The sequence below is a fragment of the Rhodococcus sp. NPDC059179 genome (genome assembly GCF_042754885.1).
GTDB lineage: Bacteria > Actinomycetota > Actinomycetes > Mycobacteriales > Mycobacteriaceae > Rhodococcus_G.
Map to the genome: position 1 here is coordinate 1 of NZ_JBHZBV010000009.1, position 15062 is coordinate 15062.

At 69.4% G+C, this 15062-nt stretch carries 4 protein-coding genes and 1 pseudogene; 2 read left to right on the forward strand and 3 right to left on the reverse strand.

All coding sequences use genetic code 11. The features are described 5' to 3' along the window. Nucleotides 1–11754 (reverse strand): amino acid adenylation domain-containing protein (locus ACFXMV_RS16985; protein ID WP_378503208.1); only part of this gene is annotated, 11754 nt, incomplete at its 3' end. A 218-nt stretch (nucleotides 11755–11972) separates the two neighbouring features. On the opposite strand from ACFXMV_RS16985, the gene ychF reads away from it, so the two are divergent. Continuing rightward, nucleotides 11973–13052, forward strand: a complete 1080-nt coding sequence (ychF, locus tag ACFXMV_RS16990; protein WP_378499400.1) for a redox-regulated ATPase YchF — start codon at nucleotides 11973–11975, stop codon at nucleotides 13050–13052. 11 nt (nucleotides 13053–13063) lie between these two features. Here the strand turns inward: ychF and ACFXMV_RS16995 are convergent, their stop codons facing one another. Next, complete coding sequence (locus tag ACFXMV_RS16995; protein WP_378503207.1) at nucleotides 13064–13390, reverse strand: VOC family protein; 327 nt, start codon at nucleotides 13388–13390, stop codon at nucleotides 13064–13066. Nucleotides 13391–13519: 129 nt separating this feature from the next. On the opposite strand from ACFXMV_RS16995, the pseudogene ACFXMV_RS17000 reads away from it, so the two are divergent. After that, nucleotides 13520–13729: pseudogene (locus ACFXMV_RS17000) on the forward strand (VapC toxin family PIN domain ribonuclease); the annotation flags it as partial. Nucleotides 13730–13748: 19 nt separating this feature from the next. Here the strand turns inward: ACFXMV_RS17000 and ACFXMV_RS17005 are convergent. Then, the gene (locus ACFXMV_RS17005) at nucleotides 13749–15044 is read right to left on the reverse strand and encodes an HNH endonuclease (protein WP_378503206.1); all 1296 of its coding nucleotides are present in this window, start codon (nucleotides 15042–15044) and stop codon (nucleotides 13749–13751) included. Nucleotides 15045–15062: the final 18 nt, after the last annotated feature.

Here is a 15062-nt window from a genome sequence, read left to right on the forward strand (position 1 = left end):
GTGGACGAGGTCGAAGTCTGAGGGGGTGTGTCCGCCTGTGTGGGGCCCACGGCTGTGGGTGGCGAGGGCGGTCAGTGCGGTGGACCAGAGTTCGGCGAGTTCGGTGACGTCGGTGGCGGTGAGGACCCCGGTCGGGAACGACCAGGCCGCCTTCAGTCGCCATTCGCTCTGGATACCGACCGTCGCGGCGTTGATGCTCAGGGCTGCGGCCGCAGGCATGTCCGGATTTTGTGTCCCGGCGAGGTGGGCATCGTCGATCGGCGTCCACGGGGCGCAGTGCTGCGGATCGGCGGTGGTGGTGAGTCGGCCGAGGTAGTTGAAGGTGATGTGGGGGGTGGGGAGGTGTTGGAGTTGGTGGGTGGTGTGGGGGCCCAGGTAGCGGAGTTGGCCGTAGCCGATGCCGTGGTCGGGGATGGTGTGGAGTTGTTCTTTGATGGTTTTGATGGCGGTGGCCGCGGCGGGTCCGCTGGTGTAGGCGTTGTCGAGGTCGATGCCGGTGAGGTCGAGTCGTAGTGGGGCGATGGTGGTGAACCAGCCGAGGGTGTGGGTGAGGTCGGCGCCGGGGAGTGCGGTTTCTTCGCGGCCGTGGTGTTCGAGGTTGATGAGGGTGTCGGTGGTGGTGTGGCCGTGGTGGTGTTGCCATTGGGTGATGGCGAGGGCGAGTGCGGTCAGTAGTGCGGTGTCGACGGTGGTGTGGAAGGCGTCGGGGAGGGTGGTGAGGAGGGTGGTGGTGGTGTCGGTGGGGACCTCGATGGTGATGGTGTCGGTGGTGGTGTGGGTGTCGAGGGTGGGGTCGAGGGGTCGGGTTCCGAGTGGGGGGTTGGGGCCGGTGAGGATGTGGCGCCAGAGGTCGAGTTCGTTGGTGCGTTCGGTGGCGGTGTCGGTGAGGGCGTGTGCCCAGCGGCGCATGGAGGTGCCGATGGGTGGGAGGTGGGGTGTCTGCCCGGCGTGGATGTGGGTGTGGGCGGTGGCGAGGTCGGAGATGAGGATTCGCCAGGAGATGCCGTCGATGACGAGGTGGTGGGCGACGATGAGGAGGCGGCCGCCGGTGTTTGTGTCGGTCCTTATGGGGTCGAGCCAGACGAGTTGGATCATGTCTCCGGCCGCCGGGTCGAGTCGATCTGCGGCGGAGTTCATTTCGGACGCGGCGAGCGCCGCGAGATCCTGACCCGTCGATTCGACCGGGACCCGGCGTAGGACGGTCGTGGCCAGGACGGTCCCGACGGGCAGCACCTCCATGCCTGCTTCGGCGTCGGGAGTGGTGGGCAGCAGCCGGGAGCGGAGCATGTCGTGATGGTCGAGCACGGCCTGCACTATTCGCTCGAGCTCGGAACGGGTGATCCCGACGGGCAACGTCAGGAGGACGGCCTGGGAGAGGCGATCGAAAGGGGAGCCGTTCTCGAGCATCCAGCGCACGATCGGGGTCAGGGGGATGTCACCGATTCCGTAGTCCGGCGGTTCGGCCAGCTCGGGTAGATGGTTTCGCGCGGCAGTCTCTGCCACTGCGGCCAGGCGCGCGATGGTCTTGTGCTCGAATACATCCCGAGGCGTCACCTGTAGCCCGGCCACGTTGGCGCGGGCCACCAGCTGAATGGACATGATGCTGTCCCCGCCGAGGGCGAAGAACGATTCGTCGACACCGACCGCGTCCAGGCCCAGCACCTCCGCGAACACTCTCGCGAGGGCGGACTCCGCCTGGGTGGCAGGCTCGCGGGTAGTGGCTGCCCGCGTGGGCAATTCGGGTTCGATCAGCGCATCTCGATCGACCTTCCCGGTCACGGTCCTGGGGAGCTCGTCGAGAACGGTGAGCGTGGCGGGAACCAGGTAGGAGGGCAGCGTCGTCCGGAGATGCTCCAGAACATCGGCGGCGTCGAAGTCGTCGGTTACGGCCCCGGAGTCGGTGACGACATAGGCACACAGCCGGGCGCCGCGGGCAACGACGATGGCGTCGCGAATGCGGCCATGGCGCAAAAGCGTCGATTCGATTTCGCCGGGCTCGATCCGGTGACCGCGAATCTTGACCTGGAAATCGCTGCGGCCCAGGTACTCGAGCGAGTATTCGAGCTCACCGGCGCCCTTCGTCCATCGGGCGAGATCACCGGTGCGGTACATCCGCTCGCCGGGGCCGTACGGGTTGGCCACAAAACGCGCGGAGGTGAGGGCGCTTCGGCCCAGATATCCGCGGGCCAGGCCGGGTCCGGAGACATACAGCTCGCCCGGCACGCCTGCCGGGACCGGGCGCAAGCGTGAATCGAGCAGGACCTCGGTGAACCCGATCGAGGGGCGGCCGATGGAGACCTGCTCGCCTGGGATCAGTCGCGCGCTGATGGAGGAGACGACGGTGGTCTCGGTGGGGCCGAAGCAGTTGAAGAAGGCGCGCCCGGATCCCCACTGGCTGACCAATCCCGGCGGACAGGTCTCGCCGCCGGTGGCGATGCAGACCAGCTCGTCCAACCCCGACGGATCGACCGTTGCCAGCGCCGCGGGGGTGACGAAGGCGTGGGTGACGTGTTGGCGGGACAGCAGGAGCGAGAGTTCGGCGCCGCCGTAGATGCCGGGTGGCGCGATCACCATCGTGGCGCCCGCACACCAGGCGATCGCCATCTCGAGAATCGAGGCGTCGAAACTCGGTGAGGAAAAGTGCAGGGTTCGTGCGCCATCGGTCAGGCCGAAACACTGATGCGCCTCGGCCATGAGGTTGGCGAGGCCGCGGTGGGTGACCAGCACTCCCTTCGGGGCACCGGTGGACCCGGAGGTGTAGATCAGGTAGACGGGGTGGTCGAGGTGCAGGGGCCTGCGGCGGTCGGCATCGGTCAGGCCCGTGTCGGGCAGCGCCGACAGTCGCTCGCCGACAGCCGCGTCGTCGAGGGTCAACCAGGAGACACCACCGGGCAGTCGGTTCAGGTGTGCCTGCACCGTCAGCCCGATGGCGGCGCCCGAATCGCCGAGCATCCGCTCGATGCGGTCACCCGGATAGCTCGGGTCCACCGGCAGGAACGCGGCGCCTGCCTTCGCCACCGCCCAGACCGACAGCACCGACTCCGCCGACCGGGTCAGCGCCAGGGCCACAAACGATTCCGGACCCACACCGGCGGCGATGAGCAGGCGGGCCAGCCGATTCGAGCGGGCGTCGAGTTCGCGGTAGGAAACCTCGCGGCCCTCGTAGACCAGGGCCGGTGCATCGGGGTCCGCGGCGGACAGCAGCTCCGGTAGCGTCCTCGGCTCGGCGGGGATCGCACCCTCCGCGGGGACAAACTCCGTGCGCTCGTCGGCGGAGAGCACGTCGAGGTCGCCGACGGGCAACTCCGGGTCGGTGGTGACCGCATCGATGATGCGCACGAAGCGTTCGGCGAACTGCGCAATCGTCGACTGATCGAACAGGTCGGTGGCGAAGGTGAACTCGGCCGAGAGGCCCCGCGATTCGCCGGTCCGGCCGACGTCCTCCGACAGGGTCAGTTGCAGATCGAAATTCGCTGTGCGGGACTCGATCCCGGTGGCGGTGACGGACAGACCGGGCAGTTCCAGGCGTGCACGTTCGCCGTGCCGGAATTCGAGCATGACCTGGAACAGCGGTGCGTACGCCATCGACCTGGAGGGGTTGAGGACCTCCACCACCCGTTCGAACGGCACATCGGCGTGACCGAAGGCCGACAGGTCGACATCCCGTACCTGCTCGAGCAGTTCGATGAACGAGGCGGCCGGATCGATGCGGGTCCGCAGCACCAGCGTGTTGACGAACATCCCGACCAGTCCATCGAGCGCGGCCTCTCCGCGTCCGGCGATCGGCGTACCGATCGAGATGTCCTCGGCATCGCCCACCCGTGACAGCAACAACGCCAGCGCCGCATGCGCCACCATGAACACGGTCGAACCGTGGCCACGCGCGATCGTCACCGCGCGGCGATACGCGTCCGCGCCGATCGCGAACTTCACCTGGTCTCCGCGAGACGACCGTTGCGGAGACCGGGGCCGATCCGTTGGCAGTGTGATCACCTCAGGCGCCCCCGAGAGGGCCCGCGCCCAGTACCGGATCTGGGTGGACATCAGGGAATCCGGGTCCGCGGTGGATCCGAGGACGTCGCGCTGCCAGAGGGTGTAGTCGGCGTACTGCACGGGCAGCGGCGTCCAGTCGGGGACGCGGCCTCGGCTCCGCGCGCTGTAGGCGGCCGCCAGATCCCGGGCCAGCGGGGCGAGCGACGATCCGTCGGAGGCGATGTGATGGATCGCGACCGACAAGACATGTTCGGTGGCACTCACCCGAAACAGGCAGGCGCGCAGCGGCGTCTGCGTCGACACATCGAAACCCTCCGATGCAATCTGCAGGATCCGTGCTCGGAGATCGCCGTCGCTGGTCACCGGGATCGGCGTGAGCTGCGGACCCTGTCCGGTTGGCCGGACCACCTGCACCGGACCGCCATCGACGAGCGGGTAGAGCGTGCGCAGCGTTTCGTGTCGGTCGATCACGTCGGCGACGGCGACACACAGTGCCTCGGCGTCGAGGGTGCCCTCGATACGCGCGGTCATCGCCGTGTTGTAGGTCGGCGACGTCGTGTCGTACTGGTTGATGAACCACATTCGCTGCTGCGCGAACGACACGGGTACGTGGTCCGGGCGGCCGCGTGCGCGGAGCGCGAGGCGTCCGGGTGCCGGACCGAGTTCGGCGACAACGCGCGCCAAGGCCTCCACCGTCGGCGCCTCGAACAGGCTGCGGACCCCCAGGCCGGTGCCGAGCGCCGCATTGATCCTCGCCACGGCCTTCGTTGCGATCAGTGAGGTGCCGCCGAGCTCGAAGAAGTTGTCGCCGATCCCGATTCGCGCCGAGGCGATTCCTTCCTTTCCGAGCACCTGTGCGAACACCTCCGCGACCGACTCCTCGAGCGGGGTCCTCGGCGCACGGAACTCGGGGGTGCCCGCGACGAACTGGGGTGTCGGCAGCGACGCACGGTCCACGCTGCCGTCCTCGGCCATGGGCAGGTGCTCGAGGACGACGACCGCGGCAGGGACCAGATGCGCGGGCAGTAGCGTCTGGGCGAACTCGGTGATCGCGGCGGGCTCGAGCGTGGAGCCCGGTGCAGGCACCACGTACGACACAAGCGTTGTGTTGCCGGGACTCGCGGTGTGGTCGACGGTGGCCGCCGCCGCGACCGAGGGAAGGCCGCTGAGCGCCGCGTCGATCTGGTGGACATCGATGCGGTAGCCGCGGAGCTGGGGTGCGAAGTCGCAGCGCCCCAGGATCTCGAGGGATCCGTCGCGGGTCCACCGCGCGACATCGCCCGTGCGATACATTCGTTCACCCCGGACACCGAACGGGCTCGCCACGAAATGTGTTGCGGTAGACCCGGTGCGACGGTGATAGCCGCGGGCGAGCTGGGCGCCACCGACATACAGTTCGCCCTCGACCCCAGCCGGAACGAGACGCAGGCGGCGGTCGAGGATGGCGACCGGACGGCCCGGCGCGGGACGCAGGGCAGCACCGGATGCGGAGCCGGCGCTCGAGAGCGCGACGGGCCCCGTGGTCTCGGTGGCACCGTACCCGGCGACGACCTCGAGCGAAGCCGGCGTGCTCGCGGACAGTTCGGGGGCGAGTTTCTCGCCGTAGAGGATGGCCAACCGCAGCGCCATCGGGTCGGGGTTCTCCTGCGGTGCGAGGTCGGGGGACAGGACACCGAACGCGGTCGGCGTCTGGGTCAGCACGGTCACCCGTTCGCGACGCAGCAGGGCGCGCAATCGCTCGGGTGATCGCGCGGTGATTTCGTCGACGATCACCAGCCTTCCCCCGTGCAGCAGCGCACCCCACAGCTCCCAGACGGAGAGGTCGAACGCGTGGGAATGGACCATGGCCCAGGCGTCCGAGCTGCCGAACCCGGACCGCGGCAGGGTATCCGCGAAGGCCGCGAGCAAGCCTCGATGCGTGAGTGCCACCGGCTTCGGACGGGCGGTCGAGCCGGCCGTGTGGAGCACGTAGGCGATTGCGTCTGGGAAGGCGTCCTGGCCCACCGGCAGCGCCGACGTACCGGCCAGCTCGGCGACTGTGGCAGGTGCGTCGAGCAGCACCGCCGCGTGGCCGCGGATCGGGAGCTGTGCCACCGACGCCCGGGTGGTCAGCACGGTTCCCGCCTCCTCGATCGCGCTCGCGATCCGATCGCCCGGCCACGTCACATCCACGGGCAGGGCGCAGCCGCCTGCCGCCGGCACCGCGATCAGCGCCACGACGTAGTCGACGGAACGCGGAAGAGCCACCGCCACCACCGTTTCCGGTCCCACCCCGCGGCTGGTCAACAGGCGGGCCAGTCGATTCACCCGGGTGGCCAGCTCCGCGTAGGTCAGGGTGCTGCCCGCGAACGACACGGCGGCCGCACCGGGGGTCAGCGCCGCCGTGCGGGCAAACCTCGTGGTCAGGGTCGGTCCAGCCTCGTCGGCGCCGCGGCGGTGCCAGCGGGCCAGGAGCGCCTGCCGCTCGGCGGCGTCGAGGATCTCGATGTCCCCGATCGCGACATCCGGATCGACGGTGACCGCCTCGAGGACCCGGATGAACCGCTCCGCCAACGCGCGCATGGTGTGCTCGTCGAACAGGTCGGTGGCGAACCTGAGGCCTGCCCGGATGCCCGCAGGCGCACCGTCGTCGTCGAACTGCTCCGACAGGAACACCTGCAGCTCGAACTTCGCGATCCCGGCGTCGTAGTCGACGGGCGTGATGTCGAGGCCGGGGAGCGCGAGGCCGTGCAGGTCGCGGGCCCGCCGATCGGGACCGCCTGGCAGGATGTTCTGGAACTCAAGAAGGACCTGGAACAGCGGTGTGTGCGCCGTCGACCGCCGCGGATCGATGACCTCGACGAGCCGCTCGAACGGGATGTCGGCGTGCCCAAAGGCCGCCAGGTCGGCGTCCCGGGTTGCCCGCAGCGCCTCGGCGAAACTCGTTGCGGCGTCGAGCCGGGTGCGCAGGACGAGGGTGTTGACGAACATGCCGACGAGCCGGTCGAGGGCGGGTTCACCCCGGCCGGCCACGGGCGTGCCGATGCTGATGTCGCCGGACCCGCTCAGCCGTGTGAGCAACACCGCGAGGGCGGCGTGGACCGTCATGAACAGCGTCGAGGTGTGCAGGCGGGAGAGGGCGCGCAGCGCCACGTGCAGCTCGGGGGTGATGCGGAACTCCACCACGGCGCCGCGCAGCGATTGGCGGTCCGGGCGGGGATGATCCGTCGGCAATGCCAGCAGTTCGGGGAGCCCCGAGAGGGTTTCGGTCCAGTAGTCGAGTTGGCGGGAGGCGACACTGTCCGGGTCGGACTCGCTGCCCAGCAGTTCCCGCTGCCACAGCGTGTAGTCGACGTACTGCACATCCAGTGGCGCCCAGCTCGGTGCGAGTCCGGCCGAGCGGGCCGCGTACGCGGCGCTCACATCGGCCGCGAGCGGCGCGGCCGAGGCGCCATCGGCGGCGATGTGGTGAACCACCAGCGCCAGCACGTGGTCGGTCTCGCCGAGACGGAACAGCGCGCCGCGCAAGGGGACGGCGGTGGAGACGTCGAACCGGGCGGAGCAGATCTGTGCGAGGTGAGCGTCGAGGTCCGGCTCTCCGTCCACCGACACCGGGTTCAGATCCGGCACCGCCTCGGCCGTCGACAGGACCACCTGGTGGGGCCCGTCGTTCGACCCGGGAAACATGGTGCGCAGCGATTCATGGCGCTCGACGACGTCGGTCACGGCGGCCGCCACGGCCGGGACGTCGAGGTGTCCTCGTAGCCGCACGACGAGGGGAATGTTGTAGGCGGGCGAGGTCGTGTCGTACTGGTTGATGAACCACATGCGTTGCTGTGCAGGGGAAAGCGGGATCAGCGCAGCCCGCGGTGACGGACGCAGGGCGGGACGAGCATCCCCTCGGGCCCCGCCCCGCTCGATCAGCGCGGCCAGCTCGGCCACCGTCGGCGACTCGAACAGTTCGTTCACCCCGATCCCGACGTCGAGTGCGGCGTTCAGGCGAGCCACCACCCGCGTGGCGGTGAGCGAGTTTCCGCCGAGGTCGAAGTAGTTGTCGTCGACACCGATGCTGTCGAATCCGAGCACCGTCGCGAGGACCGTCGCGATGGTCTGCTCGGTGTGAGTGCTCGGCCGTCGGCCGTCCGCCCGGGAGTCGAATTGCGGTGCGGGAAGCCTCCTTCGGTCGAGCTTTCCGCCGGGGGTCAGCGGAATCCGGCCGAGCGGCACGATCGTGGCGGGCAGCATGTGCCGGGGCAGGATGGCGCCGAGGTGACGGTTCAGGTCGGCGACGTCGACGCGGGTGCCCTCGGCGGGCAGAACATACGAGACCAATGCCTGCTCGCCGGACGGGCCGGGCCGTCCGACGGTGGCCGCGAACCGCACCGAGGGGTGACCGGTGAGCGCCGCATCGATCTCCCCGAGCTCGATCCGGAATCCCCTGATCTTGACCTGGAAGTCACTGCGCCCCAGGTACTCCAGCGTGGGTCCGGCAGCGTCTCCCGTCGATGCGCTCGCCCCGCTCCGCCAACGGACGAGGTCGCCGGTGCGGTAGAGCCGGGCGCCGGGCGACCCGTATGGATCGGCGACAAAGCGGGCGGCAGTCAGCGCAGGACGACGGTGGTAGCCGCGGCCGAGCGCCGGTCCGGCGAGATACAGCTCGCCCTTGATGCCGCGCGGGACCGGGTGCAAGCGCTCGTCGAGAACCAGTGCCGAGATGCCGCGGGTCGGCCCCCCGATGGTCACCGGGTCGCCCTGGGTCATGGGGGCACTGAGCGCGGACATGATGGTGACCTCGGTCGGCCCGTACGCGTTGACCACGCGACGACCAGGTGCCCACCGCGCCACCAGTTCCGGGGCGCAGGCCTCGCCCGCGATGGCCAGGCATCGGAGCGAGTCGAGGCCGCGAGGGTCCATCGTCGCCAGCGTCGTCGGGGTGAGGACCGCATGGGAGACGCCCTCCTGGGCGAGGAGCTGAGTCAGTTCGGCGCCGCCGAAGACGGTGGGCGGGACGATCACCACCCGCCCCCCGGCGCTGAGCGCCGCCAGGAGCTCGAACAGGGCGGCGTCGAAGCTCGGCGACGCGAAGTGAGCGACCCGCGCGGACGGCGTCACGGACAGTGCGTCGCGTTGCTGGGTGGCGAGATCGGCCAACCCTCGGTGGGTGAGCACCACGCCCTTCGGCAGGCCGGTGGATCCGGAGGTGTAGATCAGGTAGGCCGGGTGATCGAGAAGCAGCGGGCGTCGCCGGTCGGCGTCCGTCAGGTCTGCGGGGGAGTGCGAGCGGATCCGATCCTCGACGTCCGCGGCGCCCAGCTCGATCCAGGCCGCCGAATCCGGAAGCCCAGGGCGGTGCGGACCGGTGGTGACGCCGAGCGCCGCTCCGGAGTCGGCGAGCATGTGCGCGATCCGGTCCGCCGGGTAGGTCGGGTCGACCGGTACGAACGCGGCGCCGGTCTTCGCGACGGCCCACACCGCGAGTACGGACTCGATCGATCTCGGTAAGGCCAGGGCGACAAAGGTTTCGGGCTGGGCTCCGTGCTCGATGAGCAGGCGAGCGAGCTGATTCGATCTGCGGTCCAGTTCGCGGTAGGTCACCGTGCGCCCGCCCTCCGAGACGGCGACGGCGGCGGGGTCGAGGCCCGCGGCCGTGGCCAGGAGCTGCGGCCACGCTCGCGCAGTGATGCCGGGATCGCCGCGCGCCGGGACCAGACCGGCCAGGTCTGCGGGAGCCAGGAAGTCGAGGTCGCCGACCGGGGTGCCCGGGCGGGCGGTGGCGGAGTCGAGGATGCGGACCAGGCGGTCCGCGAACCGCCGCACGGTCGGCGGGTCGAACAGCGCGGCGGCATAGGTGGCGGTGACATCGATTCCCGCCGGTTCGCCCGCGGCGTCGCGCTGCTCGGCGCAGATCAGGTGCAGGTCGGGCTGGGCAGTCCCGTAGCGTCCGGCCGGTGCCGCCGTGGCGGCGCTGGCCGTCGTGCACTCCAGGCCCACCTGGAACGGGGGCGGGGCGGCAGGCGTCCGGTCGAGCGCGGCGGCGACACGTTCGAAGGGGACGTCCGCGTGCTCGAGGGCGGCCGCGGCGGTGGCGCGCGCCAGGGAGAGCAGGTCCGCGAACGGACGAGCCCCGTCGACCTCGGTGCGCAGGACCAGCGGTTGGGCGCCCGTGGTCGTCGCGAGGACGATGTCGCCGCTGCCGCTCAGCCGGGCGAGCAGCGCGGCGACGGCGGCGTGCACGACGGGGAACACCTCGCCGCCCAGTTCCCGGATTCGGCGGTGCAGGTCCTTCGATAGGTGGACCCCGACATGGTTTTCGGGTTCGGGCCCGCTCGCCGGGCGCGGGTGGTCGGTCGCGAGCACGGGGTGCTCGGGCAGGCCCGCGAGCGTCGTCGTCCAGTATTCGAGCTGCGCGTGCTCGCGTCGGCGGCGCGCGCCCTCGGCCGCGGTCGCCGGGTGAAGGGTGGCGACCTCGGCGTCGGGGCCTGCCGCCAGGAACTCCTCGAGGAGCGCGACGAACGCCCGATGGTGGGCGCGCAGTTCGTCCGCGCGGTACCGGTTCGGATTTCCGCGGAACTCGAGGACCGTCCGTTCCGGGGTGCCGCTGCGGTACACGTTGACGAGGAGGTCGTCGACGGGACCCGAGGTGACCACGTGGAACTCGCCGATGAGATCGCCCAGCACGATCCGTGGCCGGAACAGCATCACGTTGACCATCGGCGCGGACAGGTTGCGCGCCGATCCCCGCTCCAGGGTTTCCCTACGGATGTCCTCGAGCGTGAAGCGCTGGTGCCGCAGCGCGCCCATCACCTCCAGCTTTGCCCGTGCGACGCTCGCGCCGAGGGTGTCGTCGGGTCCGACGCTCAGCTGCAGCGGCGCGACGCTGACCAGCATGCCGCCGGAGTCCCGCAGCACGGCGGTCGTGCGCGCCGAGACGGGAAGGTCGACCAGCACGTCATCCCGGCCGGTCAGGCGGGACAGGTAGCAGGAGAAGGCCGCGATCACCACGGCGGCGGCGGGCGCGCCGAGGAGGTCCTCGGAACGCTCGAGCCGTCGGGCGACGTCATCGGAGAGCGTCGCGGTCTCGAGCGTGCTGACGGCGACCGCGGGCGCGACGATCGGGGACAGGCTCGAATCCGCGCCGTAGCTCTCGACGCGCTGCGCCCAGTAGGTGCGGTCCGACTCGAACCGGCTCGACGCCCGGTATCGCTGATCGATCTCGTAGAGGGTGCGCAGATCGGCTGCCGGGTTCGGCTCCGGCGCATGTCCTTTCGTCGCCGCGGTATACAGTGCGGCGATTCGGTTGACCAGTGTCATGCCCCCGTATCCGTCGAGAACCACGTGGTGGATTCGGCTGTACCACAGGTAATCTCGATCGCCGACCTGAAGGATCGACGACACGACCAGGCGGTCCGTGGTCGGGTCGAGCGGGGTGGAGTAGTCGCGGTCCATCCATGCGCGGGCGGCGGCGGTGGGGTCGGAGTCGGCGCGGAAGTCGACGAAGCCCGCCGAGTTGTCCATGGTGGCGTCGAGGGTCTGGAACGGTTCGCCGTCCTCCTCGAAGAACCGAAGGTACGGCGACTGGAACTCGCGCCCGGCGGTGATGGACGCAGCGTTGAGCAGGTCCAGGTCGAGGTCTCCGTGTATCTCCACGTACTGGGCGATGCAGATCGGCACCTCGGGCGCCAGTCGTTGGGCAAGCCACATGCCGCGCTGTGCCGACGAGAGCGGGAACGCCTCGGCGGGGACATCGCGAGCGCCGTTGTCGGTCGATCTTGCAGAATCCACGCGGGATCCCTTCCAAGAGCGACCCAGGGTCATCGGGGAGCCACTTCGACCGATCGGCGAGGTGGCTCGGCGCGGCTCGGGTCCGGAGAATCATCTTATTCGCGCGGTTCAGTTCGCGTCCGCGTGCTGTCTTCACTCTTTTCGTGCAGTTCAAGTGGTGCCTGTATATCGGGGACCGGGCGGAGACCGTTACCCCCGGTCCGTAGACTCTGGAGACCGTGAGCCTTACCCTCGGAATCGTCGGACTGCCCAACGTCGGCAAGTCCACCCTCTTCAACGCGCTGACCAACAACGATGTGCTGGCCGCGAACTACCCGTTCGCCACCATCGAGCCCAACGTCGGCCTGGTCGAGCTGCCCGATCCTCGGCTGTCCAAGCTCGCCGAGATCTTCGGTTCCGAGCGGCTGCTGCCCGCGACCGTGTCCTTCGTCGACATCGCCGGCATCGTCAAGGGCGCCTCCGAGGGCGCGGGCCTGGGCAACAAGTTCCTGGCCAACATCCGCGAGGCCGACGCCATCTGCCAGGTCGTGCGCGTGTTCGCCGACGATGACGTGGTGCACGTCGACGGTCGCGTCGACCCCGCGTCGGACATCGAGGTGATCGAGACCGAGCTCGTCATCGCCGACATGCAGACGCTGGAGAAGGCCCTGCCGCGCCTGGAGAAGGAAGCGAAGAAGAACAAGGAGCTCAAGCCGCTGCACGAGGAGGCGGTCAAGGCTCAGGCGTTCCTCGACGAGGGCAAGACCCTGTTCAGCGTCAAGGACAAGCTCGACTTCGGGCTGCTGCGTGAGCTGAGCCTGCTCACCACCAAGCCCTTCCTCTACGTCTTCAACGCCGACGAGGCCGTGCTCACCGACGAGGCGAAGGTCGCCGAGCTGCGCGCCTCGGTCGCCCCCGCGGATGCCGTGTTCCTCGACGCGAAGGTCGAGCAGGAGCTGCTCGAGCTGGACGAGGAGGACCGCCAGGAGATGCTCGACTCGATCGGTCAGCCCGAGCCCGGCCTGCACGCGCTCGCCCGGACCGGCTTCCACACCCTCGGGCTGCAGACCTACCTGACCGCGGGCCCGAAGGAATCGCGCGCCTGGACCATCCACAAGGGCGACACCGCACCGCAGGCCGCGGGCGTCATCCACACCGACTTCGAGCGCGGCTTCATCAAGGCCGAGATCGTGTCCTTCGAGGACCTCGTCGCCGCCGGTTCCATGGCCGCAGCCAAGGCTGCCGGCAAGGTGCGCATGGAGGGCAAGGACTACGTGATGGCCGATGGCGACGTGGTGGAGTTCCGCTTCAACGTCTGACCGCTTCCGATTCAACCTGTGGCGTCATCGAAATACTCGACGAGGCAGAACTCGTGGCCCTCGGGATCTGCCATCACCAAGACCACGCCATCTTCGTAGTCGTACCGAATGCCTGACCATCGGCCGCCGAGGTCTTCGACCTGTTGGCGCCCGGCGTCGATGTCGTGCGTCTGTACGTCGAAGTGGAGGCGAACCTTGGTCGACTTCGGCTCCTGCACGCGCTGAAAGGTGATTCGAGGCGACGTGCCCGAGCGCGATCCCAAGGTCGCCCAGTCGGGATCGTCGCCGTGTTCGTTCGACGGCGGGATGTCGAGGAGGGTTCCCCAGAACGTCGACATCCGGGTGGGGTCCGCACAATCGACGGTTACCCAGACCAACGATTCCTCATGATCTCCCTCCCCCATTGGTGGGGTTGGAGGCTAATCCAACCCAGGGTCAGCGTGCGTTGATTTCGAGACGACTCCGGCAATCTTCGCCAGTGTCCTGACGTCACCCACGACGAGGTCCTTCACCTCGTGGACCGTCGTCGCCTGTGGGGTCGCGGGCTCAGCGCGATCGACGCCCGTCTGCTGGCGGCCGTGACGGTCGTCGAAGGTGGTCAGATGCGGACGAGGGACAAGCGGCCTAAGGCGGCCTGTGCGGACCTCGAACTAGCCGTCGTTGACGAACGAAGCTGATCGGCAACATCGTTCACCCTCACGCGACCGCCGGCCTCGGCGCAGGCGGGGCGAGGCTGTGGTGGATGTGTCCGGTGGGCGTGGTGATCCGGACTCGATGCCGGCCGTCCGGGGAGTCGATCGCCTGGGCGACCCAGCCGGGTGCCTGTTTGGCGTAATTACATGCCTCGCACAGCCCTTGACCGTTCTCGAACGTGGTCGGTCCGCCGTCGGCGACGGGCTGGATGTGGTCGATGTGCCGCACCGGCGCATCGCACCAGGGGGTGCGGCAGACGGGGTCGCGGAGCCGGACCAGCTCGGCCAGGGAGGCGGGGAACAGGCGGGTGTTCCGATCCATGGCGATCACCGCGCCGGTGTCCGGCCGCGTGTACACCCGGCGAAGCTCGGCGACACCGGCCGTCGCTGCGGCGTGGACAAGGTCCCGTGCCACGTCCGCGGGGATCGGTCCGTAGCCGCGGACGTGGGCCGCCTCGTCGCCGTTACCGAACAGCGTGCGATCGGACACCGTCAGGTGCACTCGAATCGGTGTCGCGGGCGCGGCGGTGTCGTCGGTCGATGCGGTGACGACACGGGTGACGAGGGTGTCCGCCATGATCTGCCCGCGGGGCCGCTCGTCGCCGGTGGCGGTGGCCGAGGCGGCCGCAGCTACGAGGGCCGCGTGGCAGGCGACGCCCTCCGCCATGGGGAGCAGGGCCGTCACGTAGGCCATTGTGTCCGGGGCCGGCCGGATCGACACCCGCCGCTCGGAGTGCGCTTTGGCTTTCCGTCGAACCCAGACCTGCTTGTCGGCTTCGTATGCCATCTGCCTTGCGGCCGCGGCGGTGTCGTTGTCGCTCATCTTCTCGAGCCGTTCGGGATCGGAGGCGAGCTTCCGGTCGACCTGTGCTCGGTCTTCGACTGAGAGACAGGTTGTTTCGCGTGCGATCTGGGTGGCGCGCCACTCGGTGATCCATCCTCCGCGCAGCGCGGCGAGGGTATACGGAAGCTCGGAATCGAGGGTGGTCGCGAGACCCAGGTGGATGCCGCCGCGGTGCGGGGACTCGCGGCGGGCGAGCGCGATCTGCGAGGCGATGCCCCGATCCCGGCGTTCGCGTGCCACTCCCGCATCGGATGCCGTGCGGCGTTGTTGTGTCGCAAAATCGGACGTGACCTGGGCCTGAAGGCCGGCCGCGGCGCAGGTGAGGCGTTCGAGGGCTCGGAGCAGATCGATGCGCTCGGGTTGCGCGTCCGGCCCCTCCGCACCGGCGAGCAAGTGGATCCACCGCTCCACCGCGGCGGTTGTCACCGCCTCGCAAGCACCCCCCGGTTCGCTCATGTGTTCTATTGTATCGGG